Genomic DNA, 16,748 nt, shown 5'->3' on the forward strand with positions numbered 1-16,748 from the left:
ACCCGGCAATGTGGCCGGGCTGAGGAAAGCGCGCAGCAATGCCCAGTGATGTCGTCGATGTGTCCGTGGAGTTCTCCATCCCACGCCGGGCCCTGTGGGATGTGTTGCTCGAACCGCAGAGTTATCCGCGGCTGTGGGCCGGGATCGGGGGTTGCGATCGGCTGCTCCAGCCGGACGGCAGCACCGTGTGGGAGGTCAGAATCGGGGACCGGGCCGCGGGCGTGCGGCGTACGGGGCTGGCACTGACCATCGGTCGCTGGTACGAGAGTTTCGAACTGCACAATCCCGAATCGGGCAGTTTCGCCCTGGTCCGGCTCACCGGCGACGAGCGGCGCACCCGGGTGAGCGTGACCGTCTTCGCGGCCCCGCGGCTGCACCCGACGCTCGCGGGGGTGACGAACTCGGTGATCATCGGGTGGGTCAAGGACGGGCTGCGGCGCGCGGCCGACGTCGTGGGTGGCGCGCGGACCTCGGTGGTGGCCAATGGCAACCGGGCACCGATCCGCCGCAAGTCCGAAATCGTGCGCTGGTGGGTGCAGTCGGGTCAGGTGTCGCCGCCGCTGACCTCGGCCAGGCAGCTGCGCTCGCTGTACCGGTGGGGATTCAACCTGGCGGGCGGTTACGCCGCCGGCGCCGCGCACAGCCCGGACCAGGTCGCGCTCGTCGACGACACCAGCACCGCCACCTTCGCCGAAACCGACAAGCGGACCACCGCGCTGGCGGGCGCGATGTACGAGGTCGGGTTGCGTGCGGGCGACGCGGTGGGGCTGCTGGCCGGAAACCATTGCGGCATGGTCGAATCCATGGTCGCGGCGGGCAAGCTCGGGGTCGACGTCGCGCTGCTGAACTCGGGACTGTCGGGGCGGCGGATCGAGGACATCGTGCAGCGGCACCGGCTGTCGGCATTGTTCGTCGACACCGATCTGGCGCATCTGGTGCAGTACCTGCACACCGATCTGCCGCGCTTCTTCACCGACGACGCGCCCGCCGACCCGACCCGGATCACGATCGAAGATCTCATCGCGGTCCGCCACACGAAGTTCCCCGTCCCGACGGTGCCCGGACGTCAGATCGTGCTCACCTCGGGTACCAGCGGCACCCCGAAGGGAGCGCGACGCCCGCACCCGAAGGGTTTCGACACGCTGGTCGCGCTGCTGTCGCTGATCCCGATCCACGCGGGCAGCACCATGATGATCCCGGCGCCGCTGTTCCACACCTGGGGGCTGTCCGCGCTGCAATTGAGCACCGCGGTACGGGCCACAGTGGTGCTGACCCAGGGCTTCGACGCCGAGGAATGCCTGCGCCGCGTCGCCGAACACGGGGTGCACACACTCATCGCGGTGCCCACGATGGTGCAACGCCTCGTCGACCTGCCCGAGCAGGTGCGACAGCGGTACGACCTGAGCAGCCTGCGGCATGTGATCAGCTGTGGCGCGCCGCTCGCGGCGGTCACCGTCGACCGGTTCCTCGACGACTACGGCGACGTCCTCTACAACCTCTACGGGTCCACGGAGGTCTCCTGGGCCAGCGTGGCCGGGCCCGACGACCTGCGCGCCGCACCCACCACCGCCGGACGCCCGCCGCTGGGCACCAAGATCGCCATCCTCGATGCCGAGCACAAGGCAGTGCCGGTCGGCGTGGTGGGGCGGATCTTCGTCGGCAACCACATGCTGTTCGACGGCTATGTCAGCGATTCCCCGCCCGAGGAAGCCGACGGCATGATGGACACCGGCGACCTCGGCTACCTCGATGCCGAGGGCAGGCTGTTCGTGGCGGGCCGCGACGACGAGATGATCATCTCGGGCGGTGAGAACGTCTTCCCGCGCCCGGTGGAGGAGGCGCTGGCGCACCTGCCGCAGGTCACCGATGTCGCGGTGGTCGGTGTGCCGGATCGCGAATTCGGGCAGCGCCTGGCCGCGTTCCTCGTCAAGCACGAAGGCTCCGGGCTCGACCCGGACATGGTGCGCACCTACGTCCGAAACCGCCTCAGCCGCTTCTCCGTTCCGCGCGACGTCACCTTCCTCAACGCGCTGCCGCGCGGGGAGACCGGCAAGGTGCTCAAGCGCTTGCTGGTCGATCCGGAGGGGCTGGCCGGCTGAGCCGCAGCGCGGCGGCCAGCCCTTCCGTCGAGGTCGCTATGGGCGCGGGTTGGCTTGGAACAACTGCCACATCCGGTTCAGCATCTCGGTGCGCCGCGCGCCCGTCGGCCAGGAATGGCTGCCGCCGTTGTAGACCCGCCACAGCACTTCGGTGCCGGACGCGCAGTCCCAGTGCCTGGAGTCCTTGACGTCGGTGCCGCCGCCGGGCTGCTCGTTCTGGCACGGACGGTTTTCCCAGCTCCAGTACATGACGTGGCTGTAGGCGATGGGCTCGATGACGGTGGTGTCGTTCGCCGAGGCGAACACGGCCCACGAGACCGCGCGCGCGGGATCGCACCCGGTCGGTGGCGGCGCCGGTGCGTACACCGCGCCCGACGCGAAGACCTCGGGCGCGGTGCAGGCCGCGCGTGAGGCCATCTGACCACCGTTGGAATGACCGGTCAGATGGATGCGGTTCGGCGCCGCACAGTATTTCGTGCTGACCTCGGTCACGACCTTCTTGATATGGGTGACGTCGGCCGCGTCGGCGTTCCAGCCCCAGCCGGGAGTGCCGTCCGGCTTGTTCTCGGTCTTGATGCCACGCGGGTAGACGACGATGAACTTGTGCTGATCGGCGAGGGCGTTCCAGCCCGACACCGCCTCGATTCCTTCGGGCCGGTCGTAGCCACCGTGGATGGCGACTACCAGCGGCGCACCGGCGGATACCCCCGCGGGTACGTGGACGCGGTAATACCGGCCGTCGAACGGGACGTTGTCGGGGACCGGCGTCGTCGAACATCCGGTGGCCGGGCTTTCGAGAACCGCGTTGTCGGCGGAACCGGGCGCGGCCGCCGGTACCGCGAGTAGTAGGGCTGCGCAGGACGCGCCGAAGAGCGCGGCCAGGCGTTTCGTCAGAGAGTACGCCACGGAAACTCCTTGTGTGCGAACAGGATTGCACCTCGCACACTACGCGTACAGCAGTGTTCTTCGATGTCGATTCACTGACACGGGCGCAAGCCCGTCGCGCCCGGCCACTCGGGCTCAGAGGTCGAGGACCAGGCGTTTCCCCGCGCAGCGCGAGACGCAGGCCAGCGTGACGCCCGCGGCGTGTTCCTCGGGGGTCAGCGCGCCGTCGCGGTGGTCGGGGGTGCCGTCGGTGACGTGGACGACGCAGGTGCGGCAGAAGCCCTGGCGACACGAGTAGGGCTGGTCGGGGCGGACCGCGAGCAGCGCGTCGAGCATCGTCTGGTCGGCGGCGACAGGCACGACCTCACCGGTGCTCGCCAACTCCACCTCGAACGCGGTGCCGTCGACAACCGGTGCGGGAGAGAACCTTTCGGAATGGAACTCGATGCCCGGCATCGTGCGCACCGCGGCGACGAGGGCGGCCGTCATCGGGGTGGGTCCGCAGCAGTAGATCGCCGTGTCGTGATCGACACCGTCGAGAAGATCTGCAGCACTGGGTGTTCCGTGCTCGTCGTCGGTGCGCACCACGACGTGTCCGGAGAGTTCGGCGAGCTGGTCGAGGAACGGCAGGGTGTCGCGGCTTCGCCCGCAATAGACCAGCGTCCAGTCGATGCCGAGCCGGTCGGCGGCGCGCGCCATCGCCAGGATCGGGGTGATGCCGATACCGCCCGCGACGAAGTGCAGGCGTTCGGCCGAAGAACCACGTCCGGGCGGCGCGAACGGGAACGCGTTGCGCGGTCCCCGGACTACGACCTCGGTGCCGACCGGCAACTCGTCGTGGACCTCGATCGACCCGCCGCCGCCCTGCGGAATGCGGCGCACCGCGATGCGGTACTCGCCGGTTTCGGCCGGGTCGCCACACAGCGAGTACTGCCGCAGGCGCCCGGACGGGAGTTCGATGTCGATGTGCGCGCCCGGCGCCCACCGGGGCAGCGGAGCGCCGTCGGGGGCGCGCAGGCCCAGATTGACGACAGCCTGGTCCTGCGCCACCAGCACCCGATCGGTGACGACCACCGGGAAGCGGGCGTCGTCGGCCCTGGTGAGGATCGGGCGGCGATTGATCAACGTCGACCAGCGAACTCGCAGGTTGGCCACGGTATCGATCACCTTGGTGGTCGGATCGTGATCGTGCTTGCCGTACAGGTCCGGCGGGATCGCCTTGGGCGCGGGATATACGGTCACTGGGCCGCCGCCCTGGCCGCCGGGGACTTGGCGAGGTAGGCGATCGCCTGCTCGGTGGAACCGACATTCGCCGGGTCGTAGCGCGGATCGAAGGTGGACCCGGCGCTGATCAGCAGCGCCGGAATGCCCGGCAACGCACCGCGCCACATCGCCCCGAGGATCTTCCAGATCAGCGTGGGGTAGCCCATCTTCGGCAGTTCGGGATCCTGATTGACCAGGAACTTGGTGCCGCGCACGAGCAGGCTGAGCAGGATCGGGATGACGATCAGCATCATCGCCGCACGGCGCAGATAGCCCGCGCCGAAGTAGATCGCGACATCGTGGGCGACACTGCGGTGTTCGACCTCCTCCGCGCCGTGCCAGCGGAACAGGTCCAGCACACGCGGTTCGGCGCCGTGTTTTTCCAGGTCGGCGTTGAGAATCCAGTCGCCGAGCCAGGCGAAGAAATGCTCGAGGCTGGCGATGAACGCCAACCGTTCGACCAGCCGGGTCTGCGCCTGTTGCGGGCTGCCCTCGCGTGCGCCGAGGGAGTTACGGAAGACGTACTCCATCTGGCGGGTGTAGGGCGCGGTGTCGATGTGGTGGGCCGTGAACACCTGGTCGAGGACCTTGGCATGAGTTTCGGCGTGCATCGACTCCTGACCGATGAATCCGAGCATGGCCTCGCGCACCTTGGCATCGCGCACGTAGGGGAGCGCGTCGCGGTAGGTGGCGCAGAACATCCGCTCGCCCTCGGGCAGCAGCAGGTTCAGCGAGTTCACCACGTGCGAGGCGATCGGCTCGTTCGGCATCCAGTGCAGCGGTGCCGAGGTCCAGTCGAACTTCACATTGCGGGCCTGCAGGGCGACATCAGGGGCGTGCGCGGTGCGAGCCGCGCGACGGAAGGGACGCTTCATCGGGTCTCCTGTGCGACGGGAGCGGAGTTGTCATGGCCTGCGCGCAGGAACTGCCCGGTTCCCCAGTCCGCGCCGATACCGGGCGCCACGGTGCCCGCGCCGAAGACCTTGCGGCCGTTGACGACCGTGGCTACGACGGCGCGGTCGTTGCGGTTGACCATCCGGTCGAGGCCGAATTCGGGCAGCGGCGCTTCGTGGAGCTGGTGCACCTGCTCGTCGAGTCCGGCCGGATCGATGACCACCAGGTCGGCTCGACCGCCTTCGCGTAGGTGACCGGCGTCGATCTGATACCAGTCGGCGAGCTCGCCGGTGAGGCGATGGACGGCACGTTCCACGCTCAGGAACGGCTTGCCGGCTTCCTGTGCCCGCAGCACCCTTTCGAGCAGCCGCAGCGGGAAGTTGTAGAACGACATGTTGCGCAGGTGCGCCCCCGCGTCGCCGAAGCCCATCTGCACGCCGGGGCTCGCGGCGAGCTTGTTCAGGTACTCGGGGCGATCGTTGGCGATCGTGGTGCGCCAGCGCAGCGCGGGACCGTACTCGACCACCATGTCGAGGTAGGCGTCGACGGGGTGCAGCCCGCGGTCCTTGCCGACCTGCCCGATCGACTTGCCGACCACCGATTGGTCAGGGCAGTCGATGATCTCGGCATCGAAGAAGTTGCGGTGCCAGATGCGCGGGGTGAACTTGTTGTCGTACTGCTTGCGGAACCAGCGACGGTAGGGCTCGCTCTGGAGCAGTTCGTTGCGTTCGACCTGGTCTTTCAGATGCAGGGCCGCGGCGCCGGCGCCGAACTCCTCGAACACCACCAGGTCGATGCCGTCGGCGTAGACGGTGAACGGCACGGGCAGGTGCTGCCAGCGGAAGTCGGTGCGGGCGAAGCGATTCAGCAGCGGTGCGGCGTAGAGCATGAACCACACCAGCGGCGGGTAGGCCTTGGAATCGGCCGCCGACAGCAGCGAGGTGCGCAGCTTGGGCCGGCCGATGCCGGCGCTGCCGACGAAGAACTTGGCGATGTTGGGGTTGAAGCCGACCGTGGGGGCGCTCTGCAGCACCCGATCGCGCTTACGCAGCACCTTGTTGAGCGCGCGCACCTCTTTGCCGCGGGTATAGGTCGAGGGCAGCGACCGCGACCGGTATTCCTCGCCGTCGATCTTGTCGAGCTTGTTCGTCATCGATGACAAACCGAGGAAGCCGGCGTCGACCGCCGCGTCGAGCAGGCTGGTCATCTGCTTGATTTCGGCGGCGGTGGGCTTGGTGTCGCGGGTGACCGCTCGCCCGAGCCCGAGCACGTGCGTGCGCAGGTCGGAGTGGCCGAGGAACGCCGCGACATTGGGGCCCAGGAGCAGCGAATCGAGTGCCTTCGCGTATTCGGTCGGGTCCGACCAGGTGCGGTGCTTGTCGAGGGCGCCCTGAACGGCGTCGCGCGGCACGGCTTCGACGCGGCTGAACAGGTCGGCGCAATCGGCGTTGGAGGCCAGCACGGTCGAGAGCGAGCAGTTACCGACGACGACCGTGGTGACGCCGTGGCGCAGCGACTCCGACAGTTCGGGCTTGAGCAACATCTCGGCGTCGTAGTGGGTGTGCACGTCGACGAAGCCGGGCAGCACCCACTTACCCGCTGCCTCGATCACCTCGGTGTCGGCGCCGATCGGTAGCGCGGTCGCGGAGACGGCCTCGACGATGCCGTCGCGGATGCCGATATTGCGCCGGGCGGAGGGGGCGCCGGTGCCGTCGAACCAGAGACCATCGGTGATGACGATGTCGAAGTCGAGCATGTGCTTTTCTCTCATTCGTCGTTACTTGGGCTGGGCCTGGATGAACGCGTCGGCGTATTCGGCGATCGCGGCGGGGTCGGAATAGGGCAGCCAGTGCCCGCGCGGCAGGTCGTGGCGGGTGACCTGATCGGCCCACTTCGCGGTGTCGTCGTAGCCCGCGGGGCGCACGGCGATGTCGCGGGTGTTGACCAGCAACTGCACCGGCACGGTGGTGCGTCGTTCCCGTGGCCCGAACATCCGGGCCAGGATGTTGGCCCGGTAGAAGCGCAGCCCCGAGATCATGTCCTGTTTCAGGGTCGGCGCCAGCGAGATCTGCTCCGCGGAGGTGCCCTCGACCACGCGAAGGAACAGCTTCCACACCTTCTCGGTGCCCACGAGCCGGAAGAACAGGTCCGGCAGGATCGGCAGCATGAAGAAGGTGGTGTAGGCCGAGGACAGGCACTGGCTGAGCGCGCCCCAGATCCCACGCGGGGTTCCCGACAGCACACCACGGCGCATCCAGGTGGCCAGGTGGTCGAGGTTGGGGCCCGAGATCGAGGTGAACGACGCGACGTACTGGTCCGCGCCCGGTTCACACACCGCTTCCCAGACCTGGACCGAGCCCCAGTCATGGGCCACGACGTGCACGGGTTCGGTGGGGCTGACGGCCTCCACCACGGCGAAGAAGTCGGTCGCGAGTCGGTTCAGCTCGTAGGCCGACACCTGGGTCGGCGCGCTGGATTGCCCGTACCCGCGGGTGTCGTAGGAGATCACGCGATATTTGTCCGACAGCAGCGGAACGACGCCGTCCCAGAGGTGATGGGTATCGGGCCAACCGTGGACGAGAACCACCGGAATGCCGTCGTGTGGGCCGAATTCGTAGACGGCGAGCGATATGTCGCCGTTGCGCACCAGATGCGTTCTGGATGACGCTGCCCCGGGAGTGTGGTTGCCGGTTCCGCGCGTCATACGAGACTCCTTCCGGCACGGGGCTTCGTTGCTCCGTGCACAATCAATAGTACCGCCGGTACCATTTTCTGGTACGCGTAGTACCGGGAATATCTTGAGGATCGGAAAGGCCGCTGTCAACACCCCCTCGGAGTCCGCCCGCGATACGGCGGCCTGTCCCTCGCCGGGCGCCGCTATCCTGGCCGTACGCGAAGGGCGGATCAGGGAGAACAGTGACTACATCGTCTAGACCGGCTCGCCGGTCGCCCGTACGGTTGCTCACCCGCGAACAGGTCATCGCGGGCGCGGTGCGGTGCATCGACCGCGACGGACCCCACCTGAGCATGGAGGCGCTCGCCCGCGAGATGGGCGTCGCCAAACCGCGTCTGTACCGCATGTTCGCCGACAAATCCGAGCTCGACGGCGCGGTCTCGGACTGGCTGGTCGCGCAGATCTACGCGGCCGTCGCGCCCGATCTCTCGCTCATCATGCAGCCGCCCCGAGTCACGATCCATCGGTTCCTCACCGCCTACGCCGGGGTCATCGCCGAACATCCCGACGTGTTCCGGTTCCTCGTGCTCACCCAGAGCGTCTCGGGCGCCGACCCCGCCGCTCGCCCGTTGGACATCGGTCGGCGCCTGTCGCACGATCTGGCCGAGCGCAGCCGCAGTGTGCTGTCCTCGGTCGCGCTCGATACCGACGGTATCGATCATCTGCTGCGCGGCATCGTCGGTTTCGTCATGGCCGTCACCGACCTGTGGCTCGACACCGATCCCGTCCCGCTGCCGGAACCGACCGCACTGTTCGTCGATCGGACGACCAATGCCGTCGTGCAGCTGTTCGACGGCTTTCTCCGCGAGAAGGGCGTCGTCATCAAGCCCGATATGTCGGTGGCGGCGACTCTGGCCACCATCACCGAGAACGCGCCGCCGCCCGACTGACCCCGGTTGCCGTTGCTGGATCAGGCCTTCATCTCATAGGTCCCGGCCAGCGAGCGCGCCTTACCGAGCACCCGCTCGAAACGGGACTCGTCGAAGACCGGCCGGCGAACCAGGTCGAGGGCCCGGCGCTGCTGGGTGGCGGTGGCGGTCGGCTTGTTGTGCAGATTGAGCGCGTTCGCGGAGAAGGTGCGGACGAACCCGTCGAAGATCTGGTCGATCACCGCCGGATCGGTGCCGTCGATGCGCGCCTGCTCCAGCACCAGCTGCGCGTAGGGCACCGCGGTGAACAGCTCACCGAACGCGAACAGGAAGTCCACATCCTTCTGCTGCGACGACGTCGGTGCGGCGACCGCGAGCAGGGCCTGCAGCGCGAGCACCTGCTCGAGGAACACGGCCACGTTCGGAATGTCGTGGAAGCTCTCGAAGACCGGGCGCCAGTCCGCGAAGCGAATGCGGCCCAGGCCGCTGCTCGGGCCCTGCCGGAACAGGAACTCGTCGTCGGCGGTGTCGTGACGGGAGGGCACCGGAGCGTAAGCGGCGCTGGCGAATTCGGCACGCAGCGGCTTCACGACCGCGCCGAGACGCGGGGTGATCTTGCGGCTCGACCACGTCAGGGCGCCGGTGACCGCACGAGTGGCTCCCTTGGATGCCACCGCGGCGCCCGGCAGTGACTGCATCGCGGCCAGACCGGCGTCGGCGGGGTGGAACATGTAGTTGGCCATGAACTTCAGCGACAACGCCATGTTCACGTGGACGGTGCCCTCCAGTCGCGGCAGGCCGAACATGGCCGTCATCGCGACCGGGAAGTACATGTCGTTCTCGAACCCACGCGCGGCGATCACGTCGGCGAGATCCTCGATCACGCGCTGGCCCTGACGGGTCACCGACATCTTCTCGATGGCGTTGAACAGCAGGTAGCGGCGGTCATCGGGCGAGGCCGAGCGCATGTAGTCCACCGCGCGTGCGCTGTAGAGCTTCATCGCGGCGATGCGCGCGTAGGAATCGGTGATCAGCGCCCGCACCTGGGGGAACTCGGTGACCCTGTGCCCGAACAAAATCCGGTTCTCGGCGTGGTTGATCGCCTCGTAGAAGGAGTGCTCACAGGCGCCGACCGCACCGAAGCCGAGGTTGAACTTGCCCACGTTGACCGTGTTCATCGCCGCGTGGAACGCGTCCTCGCCGCGGTGGAGGATGTCCTCCTCGGCGACGGGATAGTTCTCGAGTTCGAACGCCGCGACATAGATCTGGCTGTTGACGACATTCTTCCTGAGCTTGTACGCGTCGTGCTGGGAGTCGGCGACGAAGAAGAGATACCCCTCGTAATCCTGCTGCGTCGGCTTGCCCCGCAGTGCCGCGGCGCTGTCGATGATCGGCTTGTCCGAACGGCGCCCGAACACCGAGACCATCGAGGCCAGGTTGCCGTTGCCGATGTAGTGCTTGCCGCCGGTCGCGGTGTAACCACCGTCGGGCTGCGGGTCGACGATCATGTCGGTGGAGTACACGTCGGCGCCGTGTTCCTTCTCCGACAGGCCGAACGCGAAGATCTCCCCGGAGTCGAGCTGGGCGGCTGCCTTCTTCTTGGCCACGGCGTTGTCGCTCTGCCAGATCGGGCCGAGGCCGAGGATGGTGACCTGCCAGACGTACCAGTAGGTCATGCCGTAGAAGCCGAAGATCTGGCTCAGCATGGCGTTGCGCGAGGTGTCCCAGCGCTTGTCCGGATCACCGCCTGCCTCGGCCGCCGGGGTGAGGAAGGTGGCGAACAGCCGCTCCTTCTTGGCGAAGTCGAGGAAGTCCGACGGCCAGACGCGGGACCGGTCGTCGTCGAGCAGCTGAGTCTTGCCGCGGGTTTCGAACCAGTCGACCGTCGCGCGCAACAGCCGGCGCGTCTGCGGATCGAACTGCGCGAAGTCGGCGGTGTTCGGGTTGAAGAAATCCTGGGGCATCGTCGCTCCTCTTGCGGGCGTCCAGCACAGTCGGACGGTTCATTCGTTACTGTAGCATTTTCGTACAACGGTGTAGGAATGCCGAGGTGGTTGCTATGGTGGGCGCATGGGTAGCGAGACGGCAGTGCAGCGGCGAGGGCGGGCCGCGCACCTCGGCCCCGAGCGGCGCAGGCCGCAGGTGCTCGACGCGGCGCTGGCCATCGCCGCCGACGACGGCATCGCCGCGGTCACGATGGGCGCGGTCGCCGACTACATGAAGGTCACCCGCCCGGTGATCTACGCCTGCTTTCCCGACCGGGTCGAGCTGATCGACGCGCTGATCCAGCGCGAGGAGAGTTTTCTGATCTCCGGTGTGCTCGACGTGCTACCGCCGCGTGCGACCAACGCCGACGAGACGGTGTTCGTGGAGGGTTTCCGCGCCCTGCTCCACAAGGCGGCCGAGCGCCCCGATGCCTGGCGCCTGATCTACGGCAACCCCGATCCCGCCGTCGCCGGTTCCTTCGGACGTGGTCGTCAGCTGGCAGTCGAACGCTGCACGGCGTTGCTCCGGCCGACGTTGCTGGCCTGGGGAGTCGACGACGCCGAACGCAAATTGCCCGCGCTGGTGGAGTTGTGGGTCTCGGCCGCCGAAAGCGCGGTCCGCACTCTGTTCGCCCACCGCGACGAGTGGAATCCCGATGACCTCGGCGCCTTCGTCGGCTCGGCGGTCTACCGCGCCATGCGCAGCGCGTGATGTCCGCGGCGTAAGCGGCGGGGGGCGATCGATCGACCCCGGGGCCGTCTGTCGTTGAGTCAGTGTGTGGGCGACGGCGTGCGGGTCGACAACCGCACACTGTCGAGGAAGTCCGCGATCGTCGCCCAGGTGGTGTCGCGGGCGGTCGGGCCCGCGATGATGCCGAGATGGCTTCCCGGGACCTCGGTGAAGCGAACCTGTACCGCGCCGGTGAGGACCCCGATGCCTGCCGCGACCGATGCCGACGAGGCCAGCGCGTCCTTGGTGCCGCCGATCAGCTGCGTCGGCGCGGTGAGTCCGGTCAGATCGATCGCGCGATTCGGGCCCAGATGCACTGTGCCCTTGAACATTTCGTTGCGGATGATCAATTGCCGGTAGGCCTGACGATAGAACCGGCCCGGGTAGCCCGGCATGGTGTCCATGAACCGGTCCACCGATTGCATGCGGGCCAGTGCCTCGGTATCGCCGATATTGCGGGCGATGTACCAGGGCTTGGTGAGTTCACGGTCGATCGACTGGATACGGAAACCGGCCCGCACCCCGTACTTCGGCACGCCACCTGCCACGCGGACCGGCACGGTGACCTCGCGACCGCCGGTGAGCTGCCCGAATCTGCGCGCCAAGGAGATCTGACCGTTGCGGCGCTGATCGAACGGGGTTCCCACCGCGGTGACCGAACCGATCGGCAGGTCGGCGTGCCCGGCGGCGGTGAGCACACTGATGGTGCCGCCGAAGGACCAGCCGATCAGGTCGACGGGGGAGTGGCTGTTGTCCGCGCTGACCGCCTCGATCGCGGTGGGCACGATGTCGTCGACCCACTCCTCGAAGCCGAGATCGCGGTCCGCGTAGGTGATCTCACCGTAGTCGAGCACATAGACCTCGCGTCCCAGCTCGAGCAGGAATCGCACCAGGCTCTGGCTGGGTCGCATGTCGTAGCAGGAGATCGTCACCGCCAACGGCGGCACGAGCAGCACCGGATCGCCGGTGGCGGGGGTGGAGCGCCGGTAGCGCAGCAGCCTGCGGTGCGGTTCGTCGTAGACGATGTCCGACGGCGTCGGCGCGTACGGCTCGACGCCGTCACTGAAGAGCGCGACCACGTTGCGCAGTGCAACCGACAGGGGGCCCATGTGATTCTCCGGAACGTCGAGACGGTGGGAGAAAACTAACTGTAACTCCCTGTATCACCATATCTTGTCCCTGAGGCTTCCTCCGAATCCGCAGGTGATCCACCGCTCACGCACGGCCGCGCCCCATTCGAGCAGGGCTCGGATGGGGCGTGTCGCGGGTGGTGGACGGCGGCGCGGGTCAGGGTTTGCGGGCGACCGCGCCGTACGCCGAGATCGGGAGGACCTGGCCCACCTCGGCGGTTTCCGGACGCCACTGGGTGATCGAGACGACGCCCGGTTCGACTACCTCCAGCCCGTCGAAGACGCCGCGGATCTGGGCCTGCGGGCGCGGGACGTACGGTGTGCCGCCGGTGCCGGTGTAGTTCTCGCACAGGGTGACGTAGGCCTGGCTGTCGTCGGTGCCGTCCCAATAGATCAGGTAGCTGCCCGAGGGCACTGCGCCGATCACGGTGCCCACGATGCGCAGCAGGTCGTCGTAGGTTTTGGCGTGACCGAGAACGCCCATGAACATCACCGCGATCGGCTCGTTGAAGTTCAGCACGTTGCGCGCGTCGGCGACGATCTGTTCGGGGTCGTGGAAGTCGGCGTCGATGTAGGTGGTGACGCCTTCGTCGGTGGTGCTGGTGAGCAGTGCCCGCGCGTGGGTGAGCACCAGTGGGTCGTTGTCCACGTAGACCACCTTGGCCTCCGGGGCGACGCCCTGGGCGACCTCGTGGGTGTTCTGCATCGTGGGCAGGCCGGTGCCGATGTCGAGAAACTGCTTGATGCCGCGTTCCTTCGCCAGGAAGCGGACGGTCCTGATCAGGAACTGCCGCGACTGCACGGCCATGGTCGAGATGTCGGGGTCGACCGCCAGCCCGGCGTCGCCGGCGATCTTGTCGATCTCGTAGTGGTCTTTACCGCCCATCCAGTAGTTCCAGATCCGTGCTGAATGGGGGATATCGGTCCTGATCATCGGGGTCTGCACGTCGGCCATGAGCCTTGCTCCTCTGCAACTTTGACAGTGGCGCGCCCAACCAGGGGAGAACCACCAGCGACATAGCATCTGATCTGGCTGCGACAGTACAAGATTCACACGGAAACGGTCAGGTCAATCCGTGAACGTTCACCGCTGCGTGCGACGGCAGGAATCGGGTAAAGCCGCTACATGACGACACTGCGCAGGAATGCTGTAACCACCGTGCTCGCCGCGGCCGCGATCGTGCTGCTCGGCACGGGCTGTGACCAGGTGGAGAAGGCGGTCAACAAGGGCGGCGACACACCGTGTAGCGAATACACCGCCCAGTCCGCGGAGGACCGGCGCACGACGGTGGTCAAGTTCCTCGAGCAGGAGCGCGGTGACAACGCGACGTCGGACCCGAACACCGTCGACCTGTCCGTCGCCGCCATCGATCTGATGTGTGGTGCGCAGGCCAACCCGGACACCCCCATCCGCGAGGCCGATCTGACGGGTGTTCTCGTGCCCAAGTGACATCGAGCCCGGCCCGTGGGTAACCGTTTCGGCAGCGCCGATAGTTCGATCTCACTGTGTGATCCCCATTCCAAGTGTTCACTGCGACAGAGACGTTCGGCCGGTAGCATCGCTAACGGCCCGTAAGGGCTAGTCCAGCAAGATGTTTCGCTGCGACCTCGGAAGACGGGGTCTGCGAGGCGCCGGGTGATCGAGAGGTTTCACAATGGAAACGGTGACGAATCGGGTCGTAATGGACCCGACTGGGCAAGACATTCAGGGTGAGATCCTCGAGATCAGGTCGCACGGTCCCGCCACCAGAGTCGAGCTGCCGGGTGGGGTGCAGGCATGGTCGATCACCGACGCCGCGCTGCTGGAGAAGCTGCTCGTCGATCCCCGGGTCTCCAAGGATGCCAGTCAGCACTGGCCCGCCTTCGTCGCCGGTGAGATCCCCCCGGATTGGCCGCTGTACCTGTGGGTTTCGGCGCCGAACATGTTCACCGCCTACGGCAGTGATCACCGCAGGCTGCGCAAGCTGGTGGCGCCCGCGTTCACCGCGCGGCGCACCGAGGCCATGCGCGCACAGGTCGAGCGCATCACCACCGAACTGCTCGACGAGCTGGCAGCCACCCCGGCCGGTCAGACTGTGGACCTGCGCGAGCAGTTCGCTTACCCGCTGCCGATCCAGGTGATCTCGGAACTGATGGGCGTGCCGGAATCACTGAACCCCGGCCTGCGTACCTGCGTCGACGGCATCTTCGACACCACGCTCACCCCGGAGCAGTCGCAGGCCAACTACATGGAGATGTACCGGATTCTCGGCGAGCTGGTGGCCCTGCGGCGCGAACAGCCCGGCGACGACATCACCAGCCTGCTGATCGTCCAGCGCGACGAGGACGAGGGCCAGCTCACCGAGGAAGAGCTCGTCGGCACATTGCTGCTGGTGATCTCGGCGGGCCACGAGACGACGGTGAACCTGCTCGACCAGGCCATCACCGCGCTGCTCACCCGGCCCGAGGTGCTCGAGAGCCTGCGCGCGGGCACGATCACCTGGCCCGATCTGGTCGAGGAGACGCTGCGATTCGAATCGCCGGTCGCGCATCTGCCGTTGCGTTTCGCGGTGGAGGACATCGACATCGACGGTGTCCAGTTCGCCAAGGGTGACCCGATTCTGGCCAGCTACGCCGCGGCCGCGCGTGATCCGAAGCTGCACGGCGACACCGCGGGCGAGTTCGATCCGACGCGAGAGAAGCAGTCGCACATGGCATTCGGCTACGGTGCGCATCACTGCCTCGGTGCTCCGCTGGCCCGCCTCGAGGCGCTGGTCTCGCTGCCCGCGCTGTTCGAGCGGTTCACCGACCTGAAGCTGGCCGCTCCCGTGACCGAACTGGGCACCGTGCCCAGCTTCATCTCCAACGGCCACCGCCACCTGCCGGCCTACATCCACGGCGAGTAGCGCCGAACTCGCTCGGCCGACCCGTACGGGTCGGCCGAGCAAACGGGATTCAGTTGCCGGGCACCACCAGCGGTGCGGTGCTCGGGAACACCACCGGCAGGCCCGCCAGCGCCCGGTGGAAAGGCCCTGGCCGCCACACCAGTTCTTCCGGCGGCACCGCGAGCTCGAGTTCGGGCAGCGCGTCGAGGAGCTGGTCGATGGCTTCCTGGGCGATCAGGTAGGCGGGGGACTTCGCCGGGCAGCCGTGCGGGCCGGTGCTCCACGCCAGGTGCGCGCGGTTGTCGAGGAAATCGCCGGTCCCGATCGCGGGATCGTTGTTGCACGCGGCCATGCTGATGACCACCGGCTGATGCGCGGGCAGCCACACATCGTCGACCAGGATCGGCTGCCGCGGATACGTGGTGCAGAAGTTGGCCATCGGCGGGTCGGTGTAGAGCACCTCGTCGAGTGCGTCGCGGGTGGACAGGCTGCCGCCGAGCAAGCTGCCCGCGAATCGCTGATCGGTGAGCATCAGCCGCACCGTATTGAGGATCAGGTTGAGCATCGGCTCGATCCCGGCGCCGTACATCGTGAGCACCTGGTTCATCAACTCCTCGTCGGTGAGCCGCTGCGGATGCTGCACCAACCGGGTCGTCACGTCGTCGCCGGGTTCGCTCTGCTTGAGCCGCACCAGGTCGTAGAGCGCGTCCTCCATCATCTGTGTACCGCTGGCCGCCGTGTCGCCGCCCTCGAACATCTGCGCCATCCCGGTCGCGACCCGCCCACCGATGTCGGCGGGGACACCGAGCATCGCGTTGATGGTGGCGAAGATGACGGGAAAGGCGTACTGGCTCAGCAGATCCGCGCTGCCGTCCGCGCAGAAGGAGTTGATCACCGGCATCGCGATCTGCTCGACGGTGCGGTGCAGCTGGTACAGGTCGACACCCGCCAGTCCGGCGACGGTGACCTGCCGGTGGCGGGTGTGCTCGGCGCCGGCGGTGCGGATCGCGTTGGGGCGGTAGCGCATCATCGGGAGCACCGGGCAGTCGGCGGGGATGTCGCGCTGCCACATCTTCGGATCGGCGGGAAAATGGTCGGGATCGTTGAGAATCTGTACCGCGGTGCGGTAGCCGATCACGAGGGTGGCGGGGACCCCTGGCACCAGATCGACGGGCACCAGCGAACCGAAGCGGTGCCGCATCTCGCGGTAGGTGCTCTGCGGGTCGGCGGCGAATTCCGGCGAGTACAGCGGCACCCGGTCCTGGCCACTGCGCGAGTCCGGCGAAACATCCAGT

14 protein-coding genes are annotated in these 16,748 nt (G+C 67.4%); 5 read left to right on the plus strand and 9 right to left on the minus strand.

Annotated features, from left to right (window positions below):
• Window positions 1-38 precede the first annotated feature (38 nt).
• The gene (locus ACFULV_RS21665; protein ID WP_378659326.1) at window positions 39-2,099 is read left to right on the plus strand and encodes an AMP-binding protein; all 2,061 of its coding nucleotides are present in this window, start codon (window positions 39-41) and stop codon (window positions 2,097-2,099) included.
• A 36-nt stretch (window positions 2,100-2,135) separates the two neighbouring features.
• On the opposite strand, the gene ACFULV_RS21670 is transcribed toward ACFULV_RS21665, so the two are convergent.
• The 5 genes from ACFULV_RS21670 to ACFULV_RS21690 all read right to left on the minus strand — a co-directional run bounded on the left by ACFULV_RS21670 (window position 2,136) and on the right by ACFULV_RS21690 (window position 7,845).
• Window positions 2,136-3,005 carry an alpha/beta hydrolase family esterase gene (locus ACFULV_RS21670; protein WP_378659329.1) on the minus strand — a complete coding sequence of 290 codons (870 nt, stop codon included), beginning with the start codon at window positions 3,003-3,005 and terminating at the stop codon, window positions 2,136-2,138.
• A 114-nt stretch (window positions 3,006-3,119) separates the two neighbouring features.
• On the minus strand, window positions 3,120-4,226 hold the full coding sequence (locus ACFULV_RS21675) for a PDR/VanB family oxidoreductase (protein ID WP_378659332.1): 1,107 nt from the start codon (window positions 4,224-4,226) through the stop codon (window positions 3,120-3,122).
• On the minus strand, window positions 4,223-5,122 hold the full coding sequence (locus ACFULV_RS21680) for a metal-dependent hydrolase (protein WP_378630856.1): 900 nt from the start codon (window positions 5,120-5,122) through the stop codon (window positions 4,223-4,225). The genes ACFULV_RS21675 and ACFULV_RS21680 overlap by 4 nt, the downstream gene beginning before the upstream one ends.
• On the minus strand, window positions 5,119-6,897 hold the full coding sequence (locus ACFULV_RS21685; RefSeq protein ID WP_378659406.1) for an amidohydrolase family protein: 1,779 nt from the start codon (window positions 6,895-6,897) through the stop codon (window positions 5,119-5,121). Before ACFULV_RS21685 ends, ACFULV_RS21680 begins: the two co-directional genes overlap by 4 nt.
• A gap of 21 nt (window positions 6,898-6,918) precedes the next feature.
• A complete protein-coding gene (locus ACFULV_RS21690) occupies window positions 6,919-7,845 on the minus strand; it encodes an alpha/beta fold hydrolase (RefSeq protein ID WP_378659334.1) in 927 nt (308 codons plus the stop codon).
• Window positions 7,846-8,057: 212 nt separating this feature from the next.
• Here ACFULV_RS21690 and ACFULV_RS21695 point away from each other — a divergent pair, with 212 nt between their 5' ends.
• Window positions 8,058-8,765, plus strand: coding sequence for a TetR/AcrR family transcriptional regulator (locus ACFULV_RS21695; RefSeq protein ID WP_378659337.1), 708 nt, complete (start codon window positions 8,058-8,060; stop codon window positions 8,763-8,765).
• Between the two features lie 20 nt (window positions 8,766-8,785).
• On the opposite strand, the gene ACFULV_RS21700 is transcribed toward ACFULV_RS21695, so the two are convergent.
• Complete coding sequence (locus ACFULV_RS21700) at window positions 8,786-10,708, minus strand: acyl-CoA dehydrogenase family protein (protein WP_378659340.1); 1,923 nt, start codon at window positions 10,706-10,708, stop codon at window positions 8,786-8,788.
• A gap of 106 nt (window positions 10,709-10,814) precedes the next feature.
• On the opposite strand from ACFULV_RS21700, the gene ACFULV_RS21705 reads away from it, so the two are divergent.
• Complete coding sequence (locus tag ACFULV_RS21705) at window positions 10,815-11,441, plus strand: TetR family transcriptional regulator (RefSeq protein WP_378659343.1); 627 nt, start codon at window positions 10,815-10,817, stop codon at window positions 11,439-11,441.
• Between the two features lie 59 nt (window positions 11,442-11,500).
• On the opposite strand, the gene ACFULV_RS21710 is transcribed toward ACFULV_RS21705, so the two are convergent.
• Complete coding sequence (locus ACFULV_RS21710) at window positions 11,501-12,568, minus strand: alpha/beta hydrolase (protein WP_378659346.1); 1,068 nt, start codon at window positions 12,566-12,568, stop codon at window positions 11,501-11,503.
• 178 nt (window positions 12,569-12,746) lie between these two features.
• Window positions 12,747-13,544 (minus strand): SAM-dependent methyltransferase, encoded by a 798-nt coding sequence (locus tag ACFULV_RS21715; RefSeq protein WP_378630866.1) that lies wholly within the window; start codon window positions 13,542-13,544, stop codon window positions 12,747-12,749.
• A gap of 171 nt (window positions 13,545-13,715) precedes the next feature.
• Between ACFULV_RS21715 and ACFULV_RS21720 the strand changes: the two genes are divergently transcribed.
• On the plus strand, window positions 13,716-14,039 hold the full coding sequence (locus tag ACFULV_RS21720) for a hypothetical protein (protein WP_378630867.1): 324 nt from the start codon (window positions 13,716-13,718) through the stop codon (window positions 14,037-14,039).
• A gap of 205 nt (window positions 14,040-14,244) precedes the next feature.
• The gene (locus ACFULV_RS21725; RefSeq protein WP_378659349.1) at window positions 14,245-15,474 is read left to right on the plus strand and encodes a cytochrome P450; all 1,230 of its coding nucleotides are present in this window, start codon (window positions 14,245-14,247) and stop codon (window positions 15,472-15,474) included.
• 49 nt (window positions 15,475-15,523) lie between these two features.
• On the opposite strand, the gene ACFULV_RS21730 is transcribed toward ACFULV_RS21725, so the two are convergent.
• Window positions 15,524-16,747 carry a cytochrome P450 gene (locus ACFULV_RS21730; RefSeq protein ID WP_101463719.1) on the minus strand — a complete coding sequence of 408 codons (1,224 nt, stop codon included), beginning with the start codon at window positions 16,745-16,747 and terminating at the stop codon, window positions 15,524-15,526.
• Between the last annotated feature and the right edge of the window lies 1 nt (window position 16,748).

The sequence above is a fragment of the Nocardia sp. NPDC057272 genome, from assembly GCF_042668615.1.
In the GTDB taxonomy this organism is placed as follows: domain Bacteria; phylum Actinomycetota; class Actinomycetes; order Mycobacteriales; family Mycobacteriaceae; genus Nocardia.

Excerpts from the sequence above, each read along its gene's own strand:
- ACFULV_RS21705 (WP_378659343.1), top strand. The coding sequence starts at position 10,815 with ATGGGTAGCGAGACGGCAGTGCAGCGGCGAGGGCGGGCCGCGCACCTC.
- ACFULV_RS21715 (WP_378630866.1), bottom strand. The coding sequence starts at position 13,544 with ATGGCCGACGTGCAGACCCCGATGATCAGGACCGATATCCCCCATTCA.
- ACFULV_RS21690 (WP_378659334.1), bottom strand. The coding sequence starts at position 7,845 with ATGACGCGCGGAACCGGCAACCACACTCCCGGGGCAGCGTCATCCAGA.
- ACFULV_RS21720 (WP_378630867.1), top strand. The coding sequence starts at position 13,716 with ATGACGACACTGCGCAGGAATGCTGTAACCACCGTGCTCGCCGCGGCC.
- ACFULV_RS21725 (WP_378659349.1), top strand. The coding sequence starts at position 14,245 with ATGGAAACGGTGACGAATCGGGTCGTAATGGACCCGACTGGGCAAGAC.
- ACFULV_RS21685 (WP_378659406.1), bottom strand. The coding sequence starts at position 6,897 with ATGCTCGACTTCGACATCGTCATCACCGATGGTCTCTGGTTCGACGGC.
- ACFULV_RS21665 (WP_378659326.1), top strand. The coding sequence starts at position 39 with ATGCCCAGTGATGTCGTCGATGTGTCCGTGGAGTTCTCCATCCCACGC.
- ACFULV_RS21700 (WP_378659340.1), bottom strand. The coding sequence starts at position 10,708 with ATGCCCCAGGATTTCTTCAACCCGAACACCGCCGACTTCGCGCAGTTC.
- ACFULV_RS21680 (WP_378630856.1), bottom strand. The coding sequence starts at position 5,122 with ATGAAGCGTCCCTTCCGTCGCGCGGCTCGCACCGCGCACGCCCCTGAT.
- ACFULV_RS21710 (WP_378659346.1), bottom strand. The coding sequence starts at position 12,568 with ATGGGCCCCCTGTCGGTTGCACTGCGCAACGTGGTCGCGCTCTTCAGT.